Source organism: Bacillus sp. OTU2372 (assembly GCF_038440275.1).
Lineage (GTDB): Bacteria > Bacillota > Bacilli > Bacillales > Cytobacillaceae > Neobacillus > Neobacillus bataviensis_B.
Map to the genome: position 1 here is coordinate 35039 of NZ_JASATK010000026.1, position 25676 is coordinate 60714.

A 25676-nucleotide genomic window follows, 5' to 3' on the forward strand; every position below is an offset into this window, starting at 1 on the left:
CAAATAAGTTTACAAACTAAAAATATACCAAAAAGAAACAGCCCGGAAGAAAATTCACATTTATCTCCAGGATGTTTTATTATCTATTTGGATAAAGTTATGGAAACTGTTCAAACTGACTATTATCCACAATGTAAGGCTTCCTTTGTTGCTAGAACTGCAATTCCAACTTTTCCTGGAAGATCAATTTCTGTTTTTCCACTGGCATTGGTCTTAACTACTGTCCTTGTCATTTCCCATACATCGATTATTTCCACAGTGTAAACTGCATCCTCGGGAAGATTCATGGTTGTATAGATTGTGCATGCATCACCAAGATAAGTCAGAAATACCTTATCCTTATAATGAACAATTGGAGGTGTCATAAACTCCATCATATGTGCAAATTCTCCATCATTGAGCTTGCACATACACTTGAATACCAGATTATTTGCAATTTCCATTTTTCCATTTTCCACCATTTCACGTAACTGCTGCTGGGTCTCAAATGGTACTGCATCCTGTGAATGATACAAGGTAAGTGTTCCTGGCATTTCTTCAAAAAGCTCTCTCATATATGCAATACGACGTACACTTTCTCCTTTCAGTCTGCCCCCCTTGCTCCACCAAAGGATCTGGTTATTATCCATTTTCTCCATATAGGTTTCTCCATGGGTTGCATAAGCTCCCATGCAACAGGTCTTCCAAAACCTATTTACTATTTCAAACCCGGATAAATTACCCCAGTTATAAGGAATGTTTCCTTCATATCCCAACTCATCATAAATTACAGGCTTGTGATACTTTTGGAATAGTGCTGGAATTTTTGCTGCATCAGCTTGCTGCAGACTACAATGAGTTGTATATGGGTTGGAAAAATCCCAAGGATGTACAAAGTTGTGGTTGCTGAGAAGGTGTTGATATGGATCGTTAATACCAAGATATTCTGCAAAAGCTTCCCAATCCTTTTGTTCCAATCCATCCATCAGGTCATATTCATTGGCAAGAGACCACCAAACGTTCGGGTATGCAGCAACTCTTCGTATAAGATATTCCAAATAAATCTCATACTCTTCTCTGGTCAGATACATAAGTCCCCAACAATCATAAGGATGAAGAAGTATCAAATCTGCCTGAATTCCATATTCCTGTAGCTGGATCAGTTTCTCATCCAGATTCCTCCAAAATTTAAAGTCCGGTCTTTTCACGTCCCATTTTCCCTCTGCATCCCGTTCAAAAGGAAATATCTCTGGTTCGTTCCGGTTAAACTCAAAATGTTTCGGAAAAATACACATACGTACTTTATTAAATGGTGCTGTTTTCAAAGTTTCCATTGTCTCATCCATCAGTATCTTTTTCTGATGGAAAAGTGCATATACTGTTGTACCATATGGCAGATAGGGGGTTCCATCTTCATATTGGAATGATAGATTATTCACCCGAACTAATCCATGGTCTTTATGATCAGCAACTTCTACCCATTCTCTTCCTTCCATCGTTCCACATAGCTCTATAGAAGACTCGACTTTATATTCACACCATCCACTCTCTAATGGCAGATAACGAACCCGGTAATTTTCTTCTCCATCGTAAAATCCGTTGACACATATTTTTTTCCCATTTACTTGAAAAACTCCTTTGATATCAACGTTTACAAAGTCACCTTCTGGTTCTTTTCCCTTAAATGTAAGTTCATATATTTGATATTGTTTCATTCTTTTTCGCCTCGTTATTTACTTATCTAGAGTACTCCGAATAATACTCTGTAAATTCTTAATACCTGTTTCACTCGTTTAAGATTCAATCAAGGATGAAGTTCTTGTCCAAACAGGAAGACTAACAGCAGCCAAGATTACAAAGGTTTTTTTTAATCAGGACTCAGGAAAAACTCCGTAATTAGATACTTACAAACGTATCTTTATGAGTATCATTACTGAAGTTTTCCCTGTCTAAGCTGTTAAATAAAATAAATTTGTGTAATTAAAACCATTCAAATAAAATAAAACGTGATTAATGCTAAACTAATAAATGACTTCTTGCTTTTACCATCTTATTTCCTCGTCGCAATAACTGCTATCCCTTCTTTTCCTGGTAAATTAACCCTTACCTTTCCTTTTGCTCTCTCAAGCACTGTTTCACGCGTCATTTCCCAAATATCTATTACTTCGATTGAATACTCTTCACCGTTTTCTGGTAGCTCCATATCAAGGAAGCAACGACATTCCCTACCTAGATATGTAATGATATATTTGTCACCATATCCACCTGTCCAGGATGTTACGACCCTAGTCCTAAAATCATCAAATACTAAAGGGTCAGTATTCAAAATAGCTTTTGCAAATGGGTTATTCTGTGCAGCCTCTAGCTTTTCCTTTGAACTGAGATCATTAGGATCTGTATCAAACGCACCTCGAACTGGCTGAATTTCCCCTTCCAGTTCATACATAATATCCTTTAGAAAAGCAATGCGGTTTGCACTCTCCCCGTGTAGTTCTCCACCTTTTGACCACCAAAGAACCTCATCATCTCTATGAAAAGTTTCTCCATGAGTACAGAAGCCACCAAGCACCATAACAGACCAAAATCTGTGAACCATCTCAAAGCCAGATATATTGCCCCAACTTTCATCAATGTTTCCTTCATATTTGCACTCATCAATCATAACAGGCTTTTTATATTGATCACTGAACATTTTAGTTTTTTGAAAACTGTTTGTCTGAATAGAGCAGTGGGTAATCCAAGGTTTGGATGCATCATAAAACCCAAGCATGTTATGATTGGATAGCAAATGATGGTAAGGATCATTACTACTTATAAACTCACCAAATGCCTCCCAGTCTTGTTCATTCTTACTAAATACCACATCGAACTCATTTGCCAGACTCCACCAAATGTTTCTGAAGGCTGCCAGCCTCCTTACACAATAATCAAGATAAGTTAGATCATCCTCTCTGCCTAGGTCCGCAAATCCCCATCTGTCATATGGGTGGAACAAAATTAAATCTGCCTCAATACCTATATTGGAAAGTGCTGATAATTGACTCTCCAAATGTTTCCAAAATTCAACGTTTGGCTGATTAACATCCCACTTTCCTTCTCCATTTTTTTCGAAAGGAAAAAACTCAGGTTCATTCGTGTTATACGTATAACTTTTAGGAAATACGCACATACGAGCCTTATTAAATGGGCTTTTGGAGAGTGTTTCAATTGTCTTTTCAATAAGCTGCCTTGGTTGATGAATCCAAGCATATAACGTGGTTCCGAAGGGAATATATCTTGTACCATCGGCATATTGAAAATTCATACCATTCACAACAACAGGCCCATGATTATTTCCCGTTTCTCTTATACATTCAAATTCACCAGATTCATTAATCTCTTCTTCCGCTTTTAGACTTAACTCATAATGCCATATACCTACTTCATCAGGCATAAATCTAATTAGATATTCACCATTTCCATTGTAGAATCCGTTAATTTTAACCGTTTTATCATCTTTTCTGAATGTTCCAGTAAAATCCACCTTAACGTTTGATTTAGATGGTTCCGTGCCTCTAACGCTTCCCTCAAATATATTATATTTTTCTATTTTTTTCATAAACTGTACTCCTCTCTAGGTTTTCAAGTATTTATTAACTTCCACCAGATATATTGTCCACTTCAGCTTTTCCCAAATTACTAGATTAAAAGCTCATCTCCATAAAATTTTTTATACTACCATCATAAAGGAATAGATTTCATCGTTTAATCCTGGTAAAAACTCATGACCAAAATCAGGATAAATGTAATAAATCATCTGCACGTTCTTCCACTGAAAGCGAGGAATCCAAATATTTAATACTCGTTTTCTTCATATACTTACTCCTTATATACTTGTGAAGTAGGAATCTATTAACTCAGTATTTTTTATTGAATATTAAATCTAATCGTTATTTAATTAATGATTAATTTTCATAATCCACTACAATGACATTGTCTATGAATCCTGCTAATGAAGAAACAAACTCTTGGTGAACGGGATGTGGCAAATAGTTATCAAGCGATGGCTTACTTTCAAAGGTTATGCGTAATCCCAAAGTATAACCCTGTTTATTTTCTATTTCCTCGGTTACGTTAATTCCGGCAGTAAGTTCTGCAATTCCGGGAATTTTCCCTTTGAATGCTCTAAGTTGTTTAAGAAGATTATGTTCCTTATCTAATGAGAGATTTTCATTAAATTTAAAAACAACAATATGTTCGTACATTTTCTCCTCCTTTAAACTAAACTTTAAGAAAAAATTTCTTTTAGAACTATAGGCTGTTTTCAACGATAAGTGTTGATACACTTATCGTTGAAAACTAGTCTATCGGCGATTCCAATAAATGATTACAGAGCTATTGTCCAACAATGTCCAATTCCCTTTCAAAATTCATTTAACTCATCAATAAGCTTTTTTAGTCTGTCTTCAGTTAACTTCGACATTGGATGATATACTAGCTTTTGAATAGGCTCCGCTCTTAACCGGGCTAATTGGCCATGAGGGTTGGAGAAACCATGTACAAAATTTTCGTGGTTTCCTCATTCAAAATCAAGTCAATTAATCTAGTATTTGCCACGTTCATTCCTATAAGTGAAGTGATAATGACCAGACCCTACTATAAGCAACACACCTTGCTCTGTTTGGAAATATCAAAATACCTTCCGCTTTTGTAATAGCTTTCTGTTTTCGCTAACATCTCGAGTTTGGCGAGGATCTCTGCTGTAGTATTTACTTGAACTTCAGCTTCAACGGTTACTTCCTCGTGGGTCATATTACCTGCCGAAAAAGTAAAAAAAGGGTACCTTTCGGGTTACCCCCTTTTAGAACATTAATTGCTTCCACTTATCCATGACAGTTTTTACCATATATATTGATAGCGAATTCAAATAGCGAGCAGCACAACAAATTCTATTTTTCTAAAAAAGAAGACAAGAGCGAAAATCTAGTATTCTAGTTAATTGAAAAGATACTACTTATTTTTTCTCCACTCATCAAGTTGCTTTTGCTTTTCTTTAATAATTTTATCAGCGCCCGCAGCTTTTAATTTTTTTCTAAATTCAGGTAGCATTTTTTCTGGATCTAGAGTACCAGTTCCTATTCCTTTTTCATATTGTTGAACAACGTTACTAACTGCTGCAATTTCAGTTTTTACAGGATCCGGATTAAACATAAACCCAAAGGCAGGTGATCTTTTTCCACTTTCATTGAAAGCCTTCACTTGATCCCAATGATTCGCAGGTAGTCCATCCCAAACCTTCGTAAGGAAGTTATTCCCCATCACCCAGTTGTTACCAACATAACCTGTTTCAGTTTTCCCTTTTGGTAATGTAACAAATCCCTTTTCATTTACTTCATAATGTTTACCTTCTATACCAAGTGTGAGTAAATTCATAATATCTTTATCGGTATACATAAGATTTAAAAACTCAATTGCTTTTTCTGGATTTTGGCTATTTTTTGCTAAGGTCATTAGAATCTGAGGAGAATCTGTGAATTGAACAATGTCCTTAAATCTGACGGCAACTACAGGTTTACCTCCTATCCCATTAGATGCCCCTACTTCTGTACCCGGGGCCAAACCATTAAAGAATCCAAATCCTGTGCCTGCTTTCATAGCATCGGAAGGTAGATCTGTAGATGTTGCTGCATCTTTGCTTATATACCCGGCAAGATACCACTTTCTCATTAGTTTTGCGCCTGCTTCATATGCTGGATGCTCATATTCATTAATTACCTTAAAATCCCCCTTCGTCATATCTAAGGCTCCTACAGTTCCTCCTAGTTTATCAAAGTAAGAATAGGTATAGGCTAAAATTGGTAAAGTCCCACCAATACCTCCAACAATAGGAGTGACAGTTGGTTCATTCTTTTTAATCACCTTAAACACTTCTTCAAGATCTTCCAAAGTCTTGACATTTGATAAATTTATGTGATATTTATCAACAAAATCTTTTGTCATTAAAAAGCCATATTGCTGTGACCATTCTTTCATACTTGGTACCCCATAAACTTTTCCATCAACTTTAGCAGCTTCAAGTATCTCAGAAGGAACAGCTTTCAATATCCCTTTTCCATGAGATTTCAATAAATCATCTAAAGGCATAATTTGTCCTTTCACCGCTTTTGTGGCAAAGTCAGGACCAGTAAAAAGTAAATCTAATTTTTCATTACCCGTTAACATTAAATTTGATTGCTGATTCCATGCCCCATAGTTAATAGGTACTAATGTAACTGTAGCATTGATCTTCTTCTTGGCAATTTTATTAATTTTGTCTTGAACCATTTTAAGATCTTCTACATTACCGAATGATTGATAGGCCATCACAACATTGTATGGTTTTCCATCTTTAGAGTTAGAGCTTGAACCCGAAGATTCTTTACTTTTGCTACAACCTGCAAGGGCAGTTGATAGAACTAAAAAAGTTAATAAAAATACTGCTAATACCCTGAATCTCTTAGACATTTTTATCCCCCCATTTTACTTTAATAATTTCATTAAATCATTATCGTGATACTATTTTTTTATTGTAGGTCACCCCCTTTCCGGTAATTAGTAATACGAATAATGTTTCCATTATTCATAATCTTCCAATTTCCATTCACCTATCTAATCTAAATAAGCCATTTCACCATCAAATCTTATTGGAAGCCATACATAACCTACTATAAAGGTATCAACATTTAAATTGTCAAAACCGTTGATTCCTGAGTTCCTTCTTTTTTCATAATTTTCATCCAGCATTACAAACTTACCTGTTTTTTCATTAAAAATAATATGTGGTCTGTCCATAAACTGACTAGGATGCAGTGGAGAATTTTCGTCTTCTACATTTGGAGGTATGATGATTCCTTTATCCTCCCAGTTATACAAATCTTTTGATGAGTAGCATCTTACTCCCCAATGCCAAATTCCACTTCCAGCTTTCGTCTTTTCTTTATTTTCTCCATACCAATAAAAAGTATCTCCGACAGTTATGATGGATCTGCGCCTGAATACGCTTTCCATCTGTATCTAGCCAGGTCTGCCCTGGTCGAATTGATTTATAGTGCATTAAAATCTCTTCTTTCATTAGAATGAAATCATTCGTGCTTAATCTATTAAATGTCCTTTTAATCGTTGTAACTGTTTACAATAATATTTAGCATTTCCTTTCTCATCCTTTTACTCCAGCATTCTCGACAGACAATTTGACTGTTCTATTAAAAACGTAGTTTCTAATCCACATTAGTATATAAGAAGTTAAACTCCCACTGAAAAAAGGAAGAAGTCCTGGCAATTTTAAATAGATAAAACCAAGGAATCCAGTTAAAGTTGCCATGCAAAGCGTCGGTATTGGATTTACGACCATTAAGATAAAGGCATTTTTAATCCCTTCTCCCAAGTGGACATCAAAATGGGAGAACACCGGAAAAATATATAAAGAAGTAAGTAGAAAGATGAAAATGACAATGGTATTTGGAATATAAAGCAATTTAAATGTTGGTACTGTGGTTGCCTCCACAATTGTGATGTTTGAATACGTCAAGAATCCCAATGAACATATTACAAGTCCTAATAAATTAGCTTTCACAAATTCTTTTTTATAGGTAATCCAAAAACTTTTAAATACTGGGATATCATGCTGCTTCAATATCCATTTGCGAACAACTGCAAACATGGCAATTGTAGAGGGAAAAAAGCCAAAAACAACAAGTCCGAAGATAGTAAATAAGATCCACAGAATATTCACATAAGCAAACCTCAGAATCCATTCCGAAATACTATAAAATCCCCGCATAAAACCATCCATCTGTTATGTCCCCTTTGCTTTGTACTCAGGTATTTTAGTAGATATCTTATTTTGTGAAAGGGGGAGCCCATTGCTTAGACATGGGCCTCTTCTCCAAATTTAACAAATTGAATCAACCTTTTACCGATCCTAATGCAATCCCTTTTACAAGGTATTTTTGGAAAAATGGATAAGCAATTAAGATAGGCAGTACACCGACTAAAGCAATTGCCATACGCACAGCGGTGGTAGGAACTTGCACAGTTGCCTGGCTACTGTTTGTGCCCAAATTGTTGCTTGCCAAAAACTGAATGTCTGACAACATTCGGTTTAAAATGTTTTGGATACTGAATAGCGATGGTTCAGTGATATAGATAAGTCCATTAAACCAATCATTCCAATAAGTAATCGATTGAAGTAACCCAATCGTTGCCAGAATAGGCAATGATAGTGGCAAAATAATTGAAAAAAATGTTCTAAATTCACCTGCACCATCTATTCTTGCCGATTCAATTACCGGCTCCGGAATGGACGTTATAAAAAATGTCCTCATTAATAATACGTTAAATCCATTCATTAATAAGCCCGGAACTATTAAAGCCCAGATCGTGTTTTTCACATCAAATATTTGAGTATAAACAAGATAGGTTGGAACAAGTCCCCCATTAAACAATAAAGTGAAGAAAACAATGAAAGAAAACACGTTTTTGTAAGGCAAATCACGACGGGAAAGGGCATATGCCAAAAACGATGTCATGGCAAGACTTACAATTGTACCAAATACAGTAACGAAAATTGTAATCCCATAAGCCCTACCGATTTTTGATAAATTTTTCAGTAAATATTCGTAAGCATCAAGGCTAAACTCCTTTGGAAAAAAGGAATATCCTTCTTTTATAATCGATGCCTCACTTGAAAGTGAAGAAGACAAAAGAATAATCAACGGAATGATGCTGCCTATAGCGAGTATAATGAGAAAAATATGAGAAACCCATTGTGTGATTCGGTCAGATTTATACATTCAGCTTGACCTCCATTCTAAAATAATGCATTTTCTTTACTCTTTTTGCGGACGATATAATTTGATATCAGCACGAGAACAAATCCGACGACGGATTGATATAACCCGGCTGCTGCTGACATACCGATATCCCCAAGCTGCATTAAACCACGGTAAACATAGGTGTCAATAACATTAGTAGTATCGTATATCGCACCTGAATTCATTGGCACTTGATAGAACAGACCAAAATCAGAATAAAAAATCTTTCCTATTGCCAATAATGTCATCATGATAATGACTGGCATAATTGATGGAATCGTAATATGTATGATTTGCTTCCATTTACTGGCTCCATCTAGAGTAGCTGCTTCATAAAATTCTTGATCGATACCTATAATTGCGGCTAAGTAGATAACACACAAGAAACCGACACCTTTCCACATATTGATGAAGGTTAAGATATAAGGCCAATATTTTGCCTCATTGTACCAGGAGATCTCGTGAACCCCTAGCATCGGCAAAATTGTTTTATTCAGATAACCAACATCTTCACTAAGAAAAGCAAATCCTAGATAACTGACAATGACCATCGAAATTAAAAATGGCAAAAGAATCACACTCTGATAAAAGCCTTTAGCGAGCTTGTTTTTTATTTCATTTAGCATGATCGCCACACCAATAGCCAATACCGTATTCAAAATTATAAATACACCATTATAAAGAATCGTATTTCGTGTGATAACGATGGCATCCTTTGTGCTGAACAGATATTCGAAATTTTTAAATCCTATCCAATCGCTGGCGAATATTCCTTTAGCATAGTTAATATCTTTAAAGGCAATCACAAGTCCAAACATTGGCAAATAGTTGTTGATCAATAAATAAATTAATCCGGGAACCATCATGATAAATAGCGGTAAAGCCCTTTTCAATTTCATTAGTCTTGTGTTAACCCTTTTTTCAGGTATAGACTGAATGCCTGGTTCCAATTTCTTCACTGTAACTTGGGACATCCCCATTCCTCCTCCTGATCTCAATAGATGTTTCCGCTTACAACTTATAAATCTATTTTAATAGAGTCTAAACTCTGTAACTATCGACAATACGACTTTCCATGGTTCGCTCATCCGACTTTTTTTACTTTAGTAACAAAAACAATCGAGTAGAGGGAAAATAATTTAATTATTTTCGCCCCTCTCACACCACCGTACTTACGGTTCCGTATACGGCGGTTCAATTTATATTACAGTGTGTACTTTTAGATAATGTTCGAAAGCAGAGGGAATTCCCCTCCGCTTTAGTCTTTTGTTTGAGATTGCCCTTTGAACAACTTTCGATAGTCCGATGTACCGGTAACCTTTCCGACAGAAAGTTAATCCTTTCGCCTCTTCCTCTGGAATCCCTAGTTGAACAAGCGATTTGATTTGTTTCTTCGGTACCTTCCATTGCTTCCAGATGATAACTCTAATTCTGGAGCGAAGCTTCTGATCTATCTCAGTCATAGCCTTTTTCATATTTGAGATTCTAAAGTAATTAACCCACCCAAGTATGACTTGTTTAAGTTTTAAAATTCGGTAGTCTAGCGGAACACTCCAATTTCGCTTTGTTAATTTTCGAAGCTTCCTTTGAAATTTTTGTATTGATGTGAAATGGGGTTTTGCTTGGTATTTCTCATTTTTAGAATCGTAATAATATCCAAATCCTAAGAATTTCAAATCCTTTGGACGAGAGATTTCACTCTTTTCTATATTGACTATTAACCCTAATTTAATTTCTATAAATCTCACGATTGATTCCATCACTCTATTCGCTGCTTTCTCATTCTTCACGAAGATTAGAGCGTCATCAGCGTACCTCACGAATTGGAGTCCTCTACTTTCTAGTTCCTTATCCAGTTCGTTCAACATAATATTACTCAGCAGTGGGCTTAGGTTTCCTCCTTGCGGAGTTCCAACTGGTGTTTCTTCATATTTCCCATTCACCATCACTCCACTGACAAGGTATTTTCTTATTAGGGAAATGACATCTCCATCATCTATGGTATTAGAAATGATTCGCATGAGTTTATCGTGATGGACTGTATCGAAAAATCTTTCAAGGTCAATATCCACAACCCAATCGTGTCCATCATTTAGAAATTCCAAGCTTTTAATAATTGCCATCTCACAGCTTCTTTTCGGTCTAAAGCCGTAACTGAATTCGCTGAACTGCTTTTCAAATATTGGACTAAGTACTTGATGAATGGCTTGTTGAACCACCCTATCCACTACTGTTGGTATTCCCAATTTGCGCATCTTTCCATTTTCTTTTGGGATCTCCACTCTTAAGGCAGCTTGTGGTTGGTATTTTCTTGTTCTGATACGCTGACGTAGCTCATCTTTGTTCTCTCTCAGATATTGTTTCAGTTCATCGACCGTTATTCCATCGACCCCACTAGCACCTTTGTTTTTATATACACGCAAGTAGGCTTGATTCATATTTTGATTACTTAGAATCTGTTCTAAAAGTTCCATACTCGTTTCTCCTTTCCTCTCACGTAATAAGTGATAGCTCCATTTTGGTTATCCTTTGAGGTACGCTCATACTTTCACCATTAACACATTCGGAGTAGGTCACTTACGCATTCGTGGCGTTGAAACACTATAAATTGTTCAGCCCTTCATGAATTACTTCATTACTATGGCTTCTGCTGACTTCTTGCGGCAAACCTTTTCCGACTGTACCAATGTACATCCGCAAGGCCTCCCAGGGTAAGACAACTATCTTTCCTCTTTTACTCGCCTGATTTACTCTACAAAGTTACGCACATCTTTTGGACTTTGACTTGTTTAGGAGCCTTATCCCTTTGTAGAGCCTTAGTATCAGATTTCTGTTCGTCGAGCCAAGATTTTATTCCACGCTTCCTCCAGCCCTTATCTCACGATAAGTACCTTGCGCTTCCTTAGTGGTTGGTCGATGTGTACCCCCACAGTGGACTTTCGCCACCTAGATAGTTGCCATGCCTGGCACACTAAAAAAAGAGAACTAGGAAACACCTAGTTCTCTCAGGCTGTCGAACTGCCCTCGACAGCCTATTATTTTATTCGATTGCTTTAACAATTCACCGCGGTAATTTGTTATAACACTATTAATATATTTCGAACTTTCCAACAAGTCTGTTGATTGGCGCTCCAGGCACTTCGCTTTCCGCGGGCGTGCCGGGGAGCCTCCTCATCGCTTCGCTCTTGCGGGGTCTCCCTTGCCCCGTACTCCCGCAGGAGTCTTCGTGCCTTACGCGCCAATAAACAGAGTTTTTTCAATAAGGACTTCAACTGAACTTATAATATTAAAATGACGTGATGAATTCAATGTTTAAGCAAAAAAGAGTATAGCCAAAATGAATATGAATTTGTATCTATTGATGAATTAGTTCCGGACGATCACCTTCTTCGTTTGATCGATAAATATATTGATTTTTCATTTCTCCTTAAAAAAATTCGTCCATTTTATAGAGATGATAACGGACGCCCTACTGATCCCCTTATACTATTTAAAATGATGTTTATTGGTTATATTTATGGCATTCGTTCTGAGCGACAATTAGAAAGAGAAGTAAAAATGAACATTGCCTATCGCTGATTCTTAGGATTTAAATTCCATGATCCAGTTCCACATCATTTTACGATTAGCTGGAATCGTCAACACCGTTTTAAAGATACAAATATCTTTCAGGATATTTTTGATGAGATTGTTCTCCTAGCCATGAATCACAAAATGGTTGGAGGGCGTGTTTTATTTACAGATTCAACTCATTTAAAAGCAAACGCCAATAAACATAAGTTTTCAAAAGAAGAAGTAGAAGTTGAGACTCGCGAATATTTTGAGGAATTAAATAAAGCTATAGAGGAAGATAGAATTAAGTCTGGAAAAAAGCCGTTCCAGGAAAAGTTGAAAGAGAAGGAAACTAAAGAAATTCCGGTTAGTACAACTGATCCTGAATGTGGATTTATGTCTCGTGAAAATAAGCAGGAAATGTTCTGTTATCTTGACCATAGGACTACAGAAATGAAGTTTAATATTATTACGGATGTTTATGTAACTCCAGGCAATGTTCATGATTCTATTCCTTATCTGAATCGATTAGATCGTCAGGTCCAACGTTTTGGATTTAGGGTAGAAGCGGTAGCTCTGGATTCCGGTTATCTTACTAATCCTATTTGCAAGGGGTTTTCTGACCGTAACATTTTGGACGTTATTGCTCATAGAAGATTTCATCCTACTACTTGCTTATTCCCTAAATGGAAATTTACATATGAAAAAGAACGAGATCTATACATTTGCCCTAATAACCAGGAATTAACATACAAAACTACAACCCGGGAGGGTTATAGAGAATACAAGTCCGATTCCAAGAAGTGCCAGAACTGTCCACTTCTATCCCAATGTACACGCTCAAAAAATAAAGTAAAAGTTGTAACACGACATGTATGGGAGGAACATAAGATAAGGTAAGGGTAAATCGATTATCTAAATCGGGAAAAATGCTTTACAAATTTAGAAAGGAAAAAATTGAGCGAAGTTTCGCAGACTCAAAAGAGCTGCACGGCTTCGCTATTACCGGTTACGAGGATTGAAGAATGCAAGTGAACAGGCTCTTCTTACTGCAGCCTGCCAAAATATAAAAAAGATTGCAACACACTTGGCAAGGTTAGAAAAAGTATGTTGCAATACATTAGGTTGATTTGTCTCCCTGGTGATTGGAGCGGAGTGCACTCGACTCCTGCGGGATAGAGAGGTCACTGGAGACCCCGCAGGCGCCAAAGCGCCGAGGAGGCTCCAGGACCTCCCCGCGGAAAGCGAGTGCCCGGAGCGGAAATCAACAGGCCCAATTGTGGGGGCAATCCTTAAATTAGGTATTTAGATCCTGACAAAATAAAAAAATTGCCGAGAAAAATACCCTTTCTCGACAATCTGAGAGAACTAGGAAACAACTAGTTCTCTTCTCACGGCTATTAATACTTTTCTTTCGGTTCATTATTTTACTCTTCTTTTTCTTCTTTAATAACTTTACCGAAGTGACTCCAATGTTTTCCGATAGTCTACCGGATTTAATTGGGAAATCTTTCTAAAAACAGAAGAAAAGTGAGAAAAACTGGAATATCCTACCGACAAACCGACTTCACTAACAGTCAGATTTGTTTCTTTCAACAGTTTTTTAGCATATTCAATTCGTTGAAGTTGCAAATAATCAGAAATGGAAAGCCCTGTTTGTTTTTTAAATAGTCTTGTTAAATAGTCCGGATTTAGATATACATAATTAGCAATTATTTCCCGACTTAATCGGTGTTCACCAAGATTTTCGTTGATATATTTTTTTACGATTTCTACCACCGATTCTTTTTCTGGAGGCAGATGAAGCTGGTTCATAGCTACATCGGCGATATAGATAACCCATTCTTGCAGAGAGTCCAATGATGTTAACACTTTTGCAGGTTTTTCGGTCAGCAGGTTTTGGGAATAAACCTTATTAGCGTGTATTCCTTTTACTTGAAGTACATAGAAAACCAACTGCAAATAATCCTGATAAAATAAATGAAGAACTTGGGCTGTTATATCGTCGGATCTTTTCAATTCTGCAAAGTATTGATTAATTGCATCCAACAACTTTTCCTTCTGACCGCTTTTCATTAAACTTGTCCAATTGGCAGAAGGAATTTGCGGAAACGTGCAGGAACCCTTTTTCTCATTTTTATATCCAATTGCCTGGTTACTTTTGTTAACATTGTTGCGGTCAATTTCCTGCAAGTTATGGACCATACTCACAACCTCTTGAACCGGTACCTGTTTCCCAAGATAACAACATAAGTCACATGAAAAGTATTGAGAGAATTCAGATATAAATAGATTCATACTACTCACAAGTTCCCCTAAATTTGCGGGGCTAACCAAAGGGATGATGACAATAACATCCCCGGCTCCAAGATTAACCACATGACCTACCAGATTGTTCTTTCCAATGACTTCATCCGCTGCTTTTTGCAGGGCATACTCTCTTACTTTTTCTTCATGGACCGAAAATTCCTTTTTCCATCGTTGAACATGAAAAAGTATGGGAAGAAAGGTTGTACCATCTGGAAATGATACTTGATGATTTAGCATATGTTCTTCAATCTTTTCCACCGTTGATGGGATATTTTCCTGGATGAGGTCCAGCCAGAATCGATCCCTCAGCACCGATTGATACGATTCCTCCACCATTTTGACTTCCCGATCTTGTTTGATTTTTTGTAATGCTTTTTGGATTACTTCTTCTAGCTCCTGATAATCAACGGGCTTAAGCAGATAGTCAAAACTTTTTAGTTGCAATGCCTGTTTAGCAAAGGAAAAGTCCGAATGCATAGTTAAAAATATGACTTCTATATTCGGGTAGTGTTCCTTAACCCATTTTAACAAGTCAATTCCAGACCCTTTCGGCATTTCGATATCACACAATAGCAAATCCACTTTGTTATTTAAAATGATTTCTTGTGCCTGTTTTAAACTCTGTGCTGTATAGACCGTTGAAATGTCATGCTTCTCCCAATTTACCCACTCCTCGACTCCCCTGATGGCATGAATTTCATCATCAACAATCAGAACATGAAATTGGCTCATTGCAACTTCCCCTTCCACTCTACATCAAAATTTTCGGAATACGCACATAAACAGTTGCCCCTATTCCTTCCTCATTTGAAAAGTGTATGGCTGAATTTCCTTTATATAGCAATTTTAATCTTTGTTTCACATTCCAAATACCGATTCTTTCTCCTTCACTAGCAATCGGTGAATCTTCAAATTCTAATGCGTATAATACATCCTCAGGAAAACCCTCACCTGTATCTTGGATCTTAATATTAATAAAGTCAGAATCCTCATCTTCGTTTATCACAACATGAATATTCAAACGCTCATCCAAACTTATTGCATGTTTAATGGAATTTTCCGCAATTGTTTGAATGATAAGAGGCGGTATTTTACATTTCTCCAAATCGGCCTGAGTTTCAACAGAATAGTGAAAAGTATCAGGAAACCTAAGTTGTTGAATTCTTAAATAGTTAGCAGTATGCTTGATTTCATCTTTTAAATTAACAAAATACGAATTGCTTCGGAACATAAATCGAAAATAATTTATCAGACATTTTGACATCTCCTGAATAATCGCAAAATCTTTGACATTAGCCAAATTATAGATAATATTTAATGAGTTAAGAAAAAAATGCGGATTAATTTGCAGCTGCAAATGTTTCAGTTCTGCTCTTTGAAGTTTTAACTTTTCTTCATATACATTAATTTTCAAATCCTTAATTTCCGAAATCATTCGGTTGAATTGTTCATTCATAACCTCAAACTCGGTAGAATTCTGTTCTATGGGTAAGCGAGTATCCAAATTTCCTTGCCTCAGTTTTTTCATGGCAGTAACAATTCGGTTAATCGGTTGGAGAAACACCCTTCTCATAATAAAAATAAATAAACATAAAAACAAAACAGCTACAATCGTAATCAAATACGAAATCCTTTGAATAAATGGAAGCTTTTTTAAGACTTCACTATCTGGAATCAATGCAACAAGATAAAAATCAGCTTGGGATGATTTTTCCTTGATTAATAAAAAGTTGTCAGTTTTCCCGGAAATAGAATTGTGTTTGTTTGCAGAATTTAAATCAATGTTTTCATCTTCCATAAATTTTTTATTAGAAATTGGAGAAAGGTCGGAAGTTGCCAGCAAGGCTCTTCCTGTTTCACCAAAATCAACATACTTAAAAGGCTTAACTAGCTTATCCATATTTACCCATGCACCTACATACACATCTTCATTTTTTAAAATGTACAACATATAATAATGATCTTTCCCCTTCCAAATGGTCCACTTCCCTTCCGATAATTGATTCTTTTTATTATCAATTAAATGATGAATCTCTTCTCTTGCTGCTTTTCTCTCCGGATAAGTATCTGCATAATTCGGGGTATTCATAAAATCTTTATGTGTAGTGGAATAAATAAAAATAGAGTCGATGGTATTGTAAAAGTTGGACTGGCTACTGATAGAATCAAATAAACGTATTTTTGCTAGTTCGTAATAATTGGGATCAATGTTTTCGTTATATTGAAGTAAAGATATATCTGGATTGTTTTGTGAAATTTGAAATATATAGTTTCCCACTCCTTCTAAATTCCGGTCAATTTGATCCAAATAAATATTAAGCATGTTTTTGTTTGATTGGGACACCTGACTTATTAAGACTGTAACGGAATAATAGGTGTTCACAATCAGTACAACAATTAATGGCCCAATGATTAAAAACACACTCAAAAAAAGCTTGAATAGCAATGAACGTATAATAGGCTTGATTGTCCGCATGGTGATCCTCCTAATGTAACCCTTACAGTCTATTAAAGCGGAAACCTTGTGTTTAAATTTAAGATAATCTTATTTTTTCAAAAATTGAAAATTACGTATTTCACTTTTTTTGTTTATGTTATAAAAATTTTGACAATAATTATTGAAACTTGGTATCTAACAGGGTATACTTCAAAACAATTTAAAGAATTAATTATCGTCGAACATAAAGAAAGTGCCTGTCATCAGGCTAATTGCCTAGTAGCAGACACTTTGATCTTGTCAACTGAACTTGTTGCCTCATCCAAAATGAAACGGGTATCAAAGCGGCTAAATTTAAACCCTTCTTTTTAATAAACGGTAAATGGAAACAAAAGTGGTTCATGAAGATTTTATCATAGTGTTTTGGAAATACACACATGCGAATCTTAATAAATGGACCATTTTCCAAACTTTCATAGGTTTGCTCCTGAACCTCCTCATTCTGATAGTTCCATACATATGTAGTAGTTCCAAACGGATAGAAGGGTTTACCATCTGAATAGGAGAAATGTGTTTTACCTGAAACAATTACAGGACCATGATTGTTCTCTCCCGCTTCAATACATTGAAATTTACCTTTTAACAATTTAAACTTTCTATTTTACTTTCTGTTTAAAATAACCACTCTATGGCTTTTCTTGTCTTATTTTTTCTCTTTTCACAGCCTGGAATTTTTTTATTATCAGGTCCAAAAGATCAAGATTATTATCAATAAAAGTTAATCGTTCCTGACTAACTCGGTGCCATTCATAATTACCCATGTTAAGTGCGATAGAATAGCGTATTCCTGGTGAATATAGCTGATGTAGCTTGCTAATAATATAACTACTTCCGACAACACCATCATTTCGGTTTATTATGGTTTCAATGTCGTTTTTTACCCATTTTGGAGTTACCTTCATAGCCTTTTTTGTTAACACTTCGTATTCTCTCAAGATATCACCTCATATATCATTTGACTCATTTCCAAATCAATTAATAGAATGCAATAACAAGAACTGTAGGTATAATTTTGATTTGAAATAAAACGGGAGACTAAGAGTCCACCAGCTGAAGAGTTTACTTTATTTACCGTAATTCAAAGCCAGTTTGGCAAACATATCTTCGAGGGTATACCTCGAATCAACATAGTGATAAACACGAATCATTCTTTCATTTTGATAATGTTCATAATTTAAATGGTTTGTAATCCTTGGTGCCGGCTTTAATTCATATCCGTAATCATGATCATCCAGCAATAAGCTTATAGCAGGAGAATCCCCGAGGGACCATGTTTCTCCTTTTGGCCAAGGTATATCCGGGATCGCTGTCGCAGCCCAGTCGTTAAAGTCCACCAACTGTTGGTACAGATAATTACCTATTTCCCCACATGGTTTTACTTTATAGGCCAGTTCAGCAATACACACCCTCAGTGTTGCATACACATTTTGCGGAACTTGCCATAGTTCTAATTTGGATTGGAACACGACATTCGCAGCATGTGGGTCATTAAATAAGTTAAACTCCCAGCCGCCCTTTGGCCAAGGGCCACCTCCAATCCACACCGCAGTCAATTTGTCGGCAATTTTTGGTTCCATTAGATAGGCAGATGCCAAATCGGTTAATGGTCCTAAAAAGACAACGAACAACGGAGTTGGATCGTCAGCAAGTGCCTCGCGTATAATAGCCTCCGCCCCCTCCGACCTTTCAGGTGTGTTTTCATTTAAAATTGGCTTCTCCGCCCCTTTATAAACTGGAACTTGGCCATTTAAATTCATAATAGTTAGAACTTTTTCGATTTCATCGTAGCTTGCCAGCATCGAATTTTCAGTACGATTAAACATAGAAGCCCCATTAGAGTAATTAGCGGCAATGATTCCCTTGATTTTAAACCTTGGCGTAAGTAATCCATGAACAATGGCAAATTGGTCATCCGCCTCATTTTTTGCATCTGTATTGATAATTAATCTGATTTTCTTATTCTCCGGTATGTCAAACGGCAGTTTCATATTCATTCACCACTCTTTGTTTATACAGTACATGAAATGACAAATTAGACTGTCATTTTACCTTGTGCATTCTTTCTACGTTCTGCCAATTCCTTACCAATCTGAACTTGCTTTTCCTCTGTTAGATCAAACCATAAGATGGAAATTCCTAGTGTACTCAAAATTGAAGGTAGAACAAATATCACGAACTTAAGCCCAAAGAGGGTTGAACTACTTTGCTCTACTCCAGGTACGTAACCAATAACAGACAGTGCCCCTGCAGCTATCGCACCTGATAAAGCGGTTGCAAATGTTTGTGTAAATCCGCTGATAGAACTCATAAATGCATTGATATTCATCCCTGTTTTCCACTCGGTATAATCGATTGCAGCCGGCATCAATGCCCCCGAAGCAGGACCACTCAATGAACCAATTAATGTGGTAATAACTGAAATAACGATAAAAATGATTAAACCAGTATTATTAGCAGGAATGAATAACAATATCGGTCCTGATATCAGTCCTACAACAACGCTCGTTAAAATGGTAACTTTCAATCCAAAACGCTTAATGACTATATGACTTAAGGCTACACCTATAAGGGCCGGTACCAAAGCAATGATTCCCATAATTGCCATTAAGCCTTCATTGTGGAAAAAGTATTTAAAGAAATGTATTTGAACTGCAGACCTTACCCCAGCTGATAAGGCAGCTCCAAATCCACCCAAATAAATGATGACAGCCGTTTTATTTGTAAAAGTAGCCGCAAACATTTGTTTAAATGAGGGTGACTTTTCATCTTTTTTTGTTTCTACCATATATCTTTCCTTTATTTTCGATACCTGGTAAATTGCTACTAATACAGTGAAAACACCAGCTATTGCCATCAATAAGGAAAATCCTTTGGCATCATTACCGCCACCTAAAGCTTTGTATAATGGTACTGCACCTACGGCAACAACTAAAGCTCCGGCCATAATAGAAAGATATTGTAATTGCCCTAGTGATACCCTTTCATCCACTCTTTTCGTCACAGTCGGGACTACTGCGCCTCCTGGTAAAGAGATGATTGCTGATATAACACTATAAAAAGTATAAGTAATAATGGCGTACACTAAATTTCCGGTCGGACTTAAATTTGGATTTGTAAAAGTTAACCATCCTGTAATCCCGAAAGGCACTCCTAAGATGACAAACCACGGTGTGTATTTTCCCCATGGGGTTTTTACCTTATCGATAAAAGCTCCAAAAAATGGTGCTATGATCGCATCTAAAATACGAATAACTAGAAATAGTGCTGCTATATAAGCGGGATTAATTTTCATAAAGTCAGTGTAAAAGAAAAGCAAATACGTTTGCGTCATTTGAGTATGAAAAGTATTAGGCGCACCGCCGATCACGAGGGCTATCTTTTCACCTAACTTTAGTTTTGGAGCTTCAAAATCTTCATAATCTACCGTTTCAATCGCTTTTGTGGCTTCCATCGTAACTCCCCATTCATTGTTTTATTAAAGCCATTGTTTTGTGCACATTGTAGCCGGCAAAGAGTCTGTTTATGTTACAAAAGTGAACGAATCATAAGCAGCCTACTTCACCCGACAGCATTAATTTTAGTCTAGTGTAAACGATTTAAAGTCAAACTTTCCTGTGCCCTTGAACTGAAAAAACAAGGAAGATATAGCATCTTTAACTTCCAGTGCACCTTCAAAATTTTGATAGGCTTCACCCGCGTCGATAGGAATCCGGGCAACTATATTTCCTCCGATACTGGATAAAACGATCATTTCCCCTCTTGCATTCCCTCGAACTTGAACTGAGATCTTTGTAGTTTCTTGCAAATCAAAATATTTAAAACCCGCAACCGCTCCATCTTGCATGTTGGCAATAAATTGGTCACCGTGCTCCTCACGGTCTGCACCGCTTTGAGTAAAAAATGGATGAGTTTCATAATCCTCTAAGTTAATGCTAATGTGGCGTGCCCCATTCTTTGAATATAGATTACAGGCAATATAGGCTTCGTATTGGCCTTTTCCAACAAGTGGACCATCGTTGAGCCCGCAACTTGTCATCTCTACTTGCTTAATCCGTCCGTCTTCATCTAGAACAATCTTTTCCGCACAAGCTTGTCGTGAAAACGCGTGCTTATTGGTTTGTCTATGATAAAAAACATACCACTGTCCATTCATTTCTATTATGCTTCCATGGTTATTTCCTGTGTAGTTCAGCCTTTCAGCTTCCGTTCTCCCATTTAAGAAGATATCTCCATTACTGATAATGGTTCCTCCATATACAAAACCGCCATCAGGCCTGTCACTTGTTGCATAGCACAATTCATGACTATTAATGGAGGAGTAGATAAAGTAGTAGGTATTGCCTATTTTTCGCATCGAACTCGCTTCAAAAAACTCATGTCCTATAAAACTAGTCCCATTGGCATGTCCTGCCTTCGGTAAAATCAACTTCGGGCCTGCCTTTACAGTCAGCATATCCGGCTCCAATTCAAAACAATAAGCCCCTTCATACTTTCGGCTTTTAAACAACTGATTGCATTGCTCACTATCCTCAGGCCCAAAGCCTGAATAAAGGTAAATTCGCCCATCATCATCCATAAAAATTCCTGGATCAAATTGAAATATATCATCACTGCTTTCCCCTACTAATTTCCCATCTTGGTACTTAACCGAACCATAATATTGAAAAGATCCAGCCGGGGTATCACAAACCGCTACAGACATGATTCCCAGCATATCAAGGGCATAGTAAAGGTAATAGCGGCCATCGGGGCCTTGCTGAATATCCGGTGCATACAAACATCTAGCACCATCCGAGTTCATTGGATCTTGATTTTTGCGGTAGATAATTCCTTCGTGTCGCCAATCATAGAGACTATCTAATGGAGCAGACCAGCAAACATAATCGTTTTCGCAGAATCTTTCCCCATTGAACTTGTCGTGGGAGCCATAAACATATAGTCTATCACCAAAAACATAGGGTTCCCCATCAGGTATATACTCATAACTAGGAAGGAATGGATTAAACACTTGCCTTTTCATAATGCCTCCTCAAAGATTTAACAGAGAATTTCGTAAGTTAGAAATCCAACTCCAAATGTGTCCACCCTTTCTTAAGGATGGAAAGAGTGAGACACATTTAATGAAGTTTCGTAAAGAATATCTATTATATGGCTTATTTAACGATTACCCGTACACGGCAGAGGTTTTGAACCTGAGTATAGATATCGCTTACATTACCTTGCCGATTTGACTTCACTCTCAATACGGGGAAGTAAGTGCCAGGTTTTCTAAAAATGTATTTTGCTGCCACGGTGGCGATACTGCCATCACCTTTGACGTTTGTAAACTCTCCCTTAACAGGAAAATCGGTTTCACCCTCAAAACTCCATTCTGCAAATGTCAATTGACCAGAATGGGCAGGCACTTCAACCTCCGCTATAAAGTCCACTGGCTCACCAGCCTTAACGATTGCACATTCGCTTCCGTTCGCCTTAAGGGCAACGACCGGTTGAATTCCTTTTCGCTCATTTGCTTTTGATGGTACGGAAACTTGTCCATCGATCACCGAATATTGGGTGCTCTCAAGAGGAGTGATACCGTGCTCAACCCATTCACTAACATCGAGCAAAGCCTGATGGAGAGCTCCCAGATAGCTGATGAGATGCAGATCATCCGCGGTCTTTGCCTGATCATCGTGCATGGCATTATCCATATACCAAAGCCTGAAACTCTGTGATTCTTTATCCCCCAGTTCACCCTTAACCTTCGTGCGGTACCAATCAGGCTGCCACGGATAAGCGCTTTCATCGAGTAAAGCAGCTACTACGATCATCTTTCCGTTGAAACGGCCGCTCTGGATGGATCCCGCCCCTCCGCGGGTAATGTTAGGTCCTATATTAACCGGGCGTTGTGGATAAATTGGCGTGCCATCCTCATTGCGGAACTGATCCCACACATGAAAATCCTCCGATGGAACCTGATGCCGGTGATAGGTCTGTATTGCAATAAAATTCGAATTGTTCAACATAATTTCATCGCCTGGTTTTACTTTTTCAAGAATTTCAAGCATTCCCTCTATCCCAAAGCCTTCCGCGATAAAAGCTTTATCTCCTTCCAACCTGTCAAGAGGTATCTTCGAGCCTGCAGCCTCACCACTAAGGAATACGATATCCGTGCCAGTTAAGTACACATCCCCTGCCGGTACGCTCTTTAGTTTCAGCCAAGGTTTAAATAAACTGATATCAATACTTTTGTGCCTGTGCCATGCATCATCGGCGCCTGTCTTAGTTTCATCATTTATCAGTAATTCTTTACTTATCAGATGAGTCTCGGTAATCACTGTTTTGTATTGAAGGCGGTCTCTTACTGCAGAACTGTTAGGGTCTGCACCCAAATAACCGGGAACCGTCCAAAAATCCTTTAAATACTCAGGATCTACTTGCTCTATAACAGGTACGAAAAGCGGAAGTGCTCCCAAACCAACATATTCATGTGAAAACCACACTCTTGTTGGGAATCCCATTTTCGTTACTTCTTCAAGTGCCGCTCTTTCCTCTTCATTGAGACCCGCATAGATATCTCCACTTCCACCAGGTTCCAATGCGTCAGCAATCATTGGAAGTTTATTCCTGAGAATCCTTAATGCATGGGCACGAACGGTGAATACATTTGGAATGGCCATTGGTGACCCGATGATATATGGCACGGCACCATCCCATGCATTCGTGTTTTCAAAACAGCTCATCGTCTTAAATCCGCCGCCGCTTCCCCCATAGATATATCCAAAGGGACGATGCGGTCCATAAAGTTTAACTGCAATTTCACGTGAATACTCTGCCACAGCTGCGCTTGAACGGTAAATAGTCGTATCGACAGCTGCAGGTCCACCCATATTCGACTCGACTAAATAAGCTCCATTCGTGATGGCAAAGCCAATTTTATCTTCTTCTCCCTTGCGGATTTGAGAAGCATCCTCATGTCCTTGAAAAGGAGCCATAAATTGAAAAAAACGTCCTTTATAGTTTTCCTTTTCCGGAAAATACAAAGAGAATCGGACTTCGGTGCCCTCGAATCCGCCATGAATATAATGGTACCGCACTGCTCCCTCTCGCCATTCATTAATATCAACATAGGGCGTATGGAATTCCGTGTCTAACTTTGGGTCGTAGAGTGTTGTTTTTTCTTGTAACATGTATACCTCCTAGAGTTTTCTATTTTAAGATATTTTTATTTTCACAAAAATCGTGAAATTTGTATTTCAATTTTTTTGTTTGTGTTATAAAATTTCTAGTATACTTATTGGAGGCAGGTATATTATGAATAATCACATAACCCTACAAAAGTTATACGAAGCTACGAAAATACCATTACAGCTTTTTGATAATCATGTGCCCATCCAAAGTTATGGGTCTGGTGAGTTTTATCCAAATCCAGCTATCAGCATGATTAACAGCGCTGTTGATACCATTCATTCCGTTTGCTATACCGTTTTACCTGAAAATTTATTTTGCGGCCTGATTCGAATTGACAATTCATCCCAATATGTGATTGTAGGACCGGCGATGGCATTCGAATGTACACGAAACCAAGCCGAGAAAATCCTTGAGAGTTTACAACAGCCAGTAAACAGAAGAAATGAATTCTTGCATTGGTTTCGGACAATACCTAATTGCGACCTCCAACGATTTCGTAGTATTTTAGTTTGTTTAGATTATTTTTTAAATGGGGCAGAGCATGAACCTGTACACATCGCATACCAAGTGAATCCTTCACCAACGCTATCAATCGATACGAATCCTACGTTTATCGACCATGTTAGTGATCTATTAGAAAAACAAATGCTTTCTTACATCGAATATGGGTATACGAACGCACTTGAAACCGTTTTAAACGATATGGAAACTACGAATGGTGGTGGAGTTCCTAAGTTAGCTCCCGACGTCGTACGATCCTTTAAAAACATATTTATTGTGTCAACAACACTATCTTCAAGAGCGGCCGTGAAAGGCGGCTTGGATTTTGATACCGCCAACGCGCTGACAACAAGGTATCTAACTCAAATTGAAAAGATTAAAAATTACAGTGAAATCTTCATTCTCTTAAAGCAAATGTTCTTGGATTTTGCAAAAAGAACGGCTCGATCTCGTTCCTATTTATCAGACTCCCTTCTTGTCAATAAAATTAGTAAAGAAGTACAAGCCCATCTTTATGAGAAAATTACACCTGCAAGTATAGCAGAGCGTTTAAGAATGAATGGTTCTTATCTTTCGACCCATTTTAAGAAAGAAACTGGAAAAACACTGACGGAATTTATTAATGAGGTGAAAATAAAAGAAGGCATACGCTTACTAGAAACCACCCAAATGCCTCTCATTCAAATTTCGGCCCAGCTTGGTTATTCTTCACAGAATTATTTTCATACAGTTTTCAAAAAAATAACTGGAATGACGCCAGTCGAGTATCGGAATAAAGCCTAAATCTAGGAGAAATGCCCATAAGATAGAAAACAGCACTGGTTAATATTGGA

General features: G+C 37.4%; 18 protein-coding genes and 1 pseudogene. 2 read left to right on the plus strand and 17 right to left on the minus strand.

Annotated features, from left to right (window positions below):
- Positions 1 to 122: 122 nt before the first annotated feature.
- The 9 genes from AAHB15_RS25490 to ltrA form a co-directional block, all read right to left on the minus strand.
- Positions 123 to 1694 (minus strand): apiosidase-like domain-containing protein, encoded by a 1572-nt coding sequence (locus AAHB15_RS25490; protein ID WP_342043606.1) that lies wholly within the window; start codon positions 1692 to 1694, stop codon positions 123 to 125.
- A 335-nt stretch (positions 1695 to 2029) separates the two neighbouring features.
- Positions 2030 to 3577, minus strand: a complete 1548-nt coding sequence (locus AAHB15_RS25495; protein ID WP_342043607.1) for a DUF5060 domain-containing protein — start codon at positions 3575 to 3577, stop codon at positions 2030 to 2032.
- Between the two features lie 346 nt (positions 3578 to 3923).
- On the minus strand, positions 3924 to 4223 hold the full coding sequence (locus AAHB15_RS25500) for a Dabb family protein (RefSeq protein ID WP_335472667.1): 300 nt from the start codon (positions 4221 to 4223) through the stop codon (positions 3924 to 3926).
- Between the two features lie 745 nt (positions 4224 to 4968).
- Positions 4969 to 6462 (minus strand): ABC transporter substrate-binding protein, encoded by a 1494-nt coding sequence (locus AAHB15_RS25505; RefSeq protein WP_335472666.1) that lies wholly within the window; start codon positions 6460 to 6462, stop codon positions 4969 to 4971.
- A gap of 144 nt (positions 6463 to 6606) precedes the next feature.
- Positions 6607 to 7005 carry a hypothetical protein gene (locus tag AAHB15_RS25510; protein ID WP_342043608.1) on the minus strand — a complete coding sequence of 133 codons (399 nt, stop codon included), beginning with the start codon at positions 7003 to 7005 and terminating at the stop codon, positions 6607 to 6609.
- A 148-nt stretch (positions 7006 to 7153) separates the two neighbouring features.
- Complete coding sequence (locus AAHB15_RS25515; RefSeq protein WP_335575896.1) at positions 7154 to 7789, minus strand: YesL family protein; 636 nt, start codon at positions 7787 to 7789, stop codon at positions 7154 to 7156.
- A gap of 112 nt (positions 7790 to 7901) precedes the next feature.
- Entirely contained in the window at positions 7902 to 8789 is an 888-nt protein-coding gene (locus AAHB15_RS25520) for a carbohydrate ABC transporter permease (protein ID WP_335472663.1), read from the minus strand.
- A 17-nt stretch (positions 8790 to 8806) separates the two neighbouring features.
- Complete coding sequence (locus tag AAHB15_RS25525; protein WP_335472668.1) at positions 8807 to 9709, minus strand: ABC transporter permease; 903 nt, start codon at positions 9707 to 9709, stop codon at positions 8807 to 8809.
- A gap of 300 nt (positions 9710 to 10009) precedes the next feature.
- Complete coding sequence (gene ltrA, locus AAHB15_RS25530) at positions 10010 to 11284, minus strand: group II intron reverse transcriptase/maturase (protein WP_342043609.1); 1275 nt, start codon at positions 11282 to 11284, stop codon at positions 10010 to 10012.
- Positions 11285 to 12113: 829 nt separating this feature from the next.
- Here ltrA and AAHB15_RS25535 point away from each other — a divergent pair.
- Positions 12114 to 13491 (plus strand): annotated as a pseudogene (locus AAHB15_RS25535) (IS1182 family transposase).
- 326 nt (positions 13492 to 13817) lie between these two features.
- Here AAHB15_RS25535 and AAHB15_RS25540 read toward each other — a convergent pair.
- From AAHB15_RS25540 to AAHB15_RS25575, 8 genes are all read right to left on the minus strand, one after another.
- Positions 13818 to 15404, minus strand: a complete 1587-nt coding sequence (locus AAHB15_RS25540) for a response regulator transcription factor (protein ID WP_335575894.1) — start codon at positions 15402 to 15404, stop codon at positions 13818 to 13820.
- A 19-nt stretch (positions 15405 to 15423) separates the two neighbouring features.
- Positions 15424 to 17148 (minus strand): sensor histidine kinase, encoded by a 1725-nt coding sequence (locus tag AAHB15_RS25545; RefSeq protein WP_342043610.1) that lies wholly within the window; start codon positions 17146 to 17148, stop codon positions 15424 to 15426.
- Positions 17149 to 17377: 229 nt separating this feature from the next.
- Positions 17378 to 17755, minus strand: coding sequence for a hypothetical protein (locus AAHB15_RS25550; RefSeq protein WP_335575597.1), 378 nt, complete (start codon positions 17753 to 17755; stop codon positions 17378 to 17380).
- Positions 17756 to 17795: 40 nt separating this feature from the next.
- On the minus strand, positions 17796 to 18104 hold the full coding sequence (locus AAHB15_RS25555; protein WP_335472041.1) for a hypothetical protein: 309 nt from the start codon (positions 18102 to 18104) through the stop codon (positions 17796 to 17798).
- Between the two features lie 129 nt (positions 18105 to 18233).
- On the minus strand, positions 18234 to 19163 hold the full coding sequence (locus tag AAHB15_RS25560) for a nucleoside hydrolase (RefSeq protein WP_335472042.1): 930 nt from the start codon (positions 19161 to 19163) through the stop codon (positions 18234 to 18236).
- Between the two features lie 38 nt (positions 19164 to 19201).
- Complete coding sequence (locus tag AAHB15_RS25565) at positions 19202 to 20620, minus strand: MFS transporter (RefSeq protein WP_335575596.1); 1419 nt, start codon at positions 20618 to 20620, stop codon at positions 19202 to 19204.
- Between the two features lie 126 nt (positions 20621 to 20746).
- Positions 20747 to 22189 (minus strand): family 43 glycosylhydrolase, encoded by a 1443-nt coding sequence (locus tag AAHB15_RS25570; protein ID WP_342043611.1) that lies wholly within the window; start codon positions 22187 to 22189, stop codon positions 20747 to 20749.
- Between the two features lie 133 nt (positions 22190 to 22322).
- The gene (locus AAHB15_RS25575; RefSeq protein WP_342043612.1) at positions 22323 to 24341 is read right to left on the minus strand and encodes a hypothetical protein; all 2019 of its coding nucleotides are present in this window, start codon (positions 24339 to 24341) and stop codon (positions 22323 to 22325) included.
- A 124-nt stretch (positions 24342 to 24465) separates the two neighbouring features.
- On the opposite strand from AAHB15_RS25575, the gene AAHB15_RS25580 reads away from it, so the two are divergent.
- Entirely contained in the window at positions 24466 to 25626 is a 1161-nt protein-coding gene (locus AAHB15_RS25580; protein WP_335575592.1) for a helix-turn-helix domain-containing protein, read from the plus strand.
- Positions 25627 to 25676: the final 50 nt, after the last annotated feature.

Bases quoted from the DNA above. Each gene is read 5' to 3' on its own strand.
- AAHB15_RS25490 (WP_342043606.1), bottom strand. From the start codon at position 1,694: ATGAAACAATATCAAATATATGAACTTACATTTAAGGGAAAAGAACCA.
- AAHB15_RS25495 (WP_342043607.1), bottom strand. From the start codon at position 3,577: ATGAAAAAAATAGAAAAATATAATATATTTGAGGGAAGCGTTAGAGGC.
- AAHB15_RS25500 (WP_335472667.1), bottom strand. From the start codon at position 4,223: ATGTACGAACATATTGTTGTTTTTAAATTTAATGAAAATCTCTCATTA.
- AAHB15_RS25505 (WP_335472666.1), bottom strand. From the start codon at position 6,462: ATGTCTAAGAGATTCAGGGTATTAGCAGTATTTTTATTAACTTTTTTA.
- AAHB15_RS25510 (WP_342043608.1), bottom strand. From the start codon at position 7,005: ATGGAAAGCGTATTCAGGCGCAGATCCATCATAACTGTCGGAGATACT.
- AAHB15_RS25515 (WP_335575896.1), bottom strand. From the start codon at position 7,789: ATGGATGGTTTTATGCGGGGATTTTATAGTATTTCGGAATGGATTCTG.
- AAHB15_RS25520 (WP_335472663.1), bottom strand. From the start codon at position 8,789: ATGTATAAATCTGACCGAATCACACAATGGGTTTCTCATATTTTTCTC.
- AAHB15_RS25525 (WP_335472668.1), bottom strand. From the start codon at position 9,709: ATGAAATTGAAAAGGGCTTTACCGCTATTTATCATGATGGTTCCCGGA.
- ltrA (WP_342043609.1), bottom strand. From the start codon at position 11,284: ATGGAACTTTTAGAACAGATTCTAAGTAATCAAAATATGAATCAAGCC.
- AAHB15_RS25540 (WP_335575894.1), bottom strand. From the start codon at position 15,404: ATGAGCCAATTTCATGTTCTGATTGTTGATGATGAAATTCATGCCATC.
- AAHB15_RS25545 (WP_342043610.1), bottom strand. From the start codon at position 17,148: ATGCGGACAATCAAGCCTATTATACGTTCATTGCTATTCAAGCTTTTT.
- AAHB15_RS25560 (WP_335472042.1), bottom strand. From the start codon at position 19,163: ATGAATATGAAACTGCCGTTTGACATACCGGAGAATAAGAAAATCAGA.
- AAHB15_RS25565 (WP_335575596.1), bottom strand. From the start codon at position 20,620: ATGGAAGCCACAAAAGCGATTGAAACGGTAGATTATGAAGATTTTGAA.
- AAHB15_RS25570 (WP_342043611.1), bottom strand. From the start codon at position 22,189: ATGAAAAGGCAAGTGTTTAATCCATTCCTTCCTAGTTATGAGTATATA.
- AAHB15_RS25575 (WP_342043612.1), bottom strand. From the start codon at position 24,341: ATGTTACAAGAAAAAACAACACTCTACGACCCAAAGTTAGACACGGAA.
- AAHB15_RS25580 (WP_335575592.1), top strand. From the start codon at position 24,466: ATGAATAATCACATAACCCTACAAAAGTTATACGAAGCTACGAAAATA.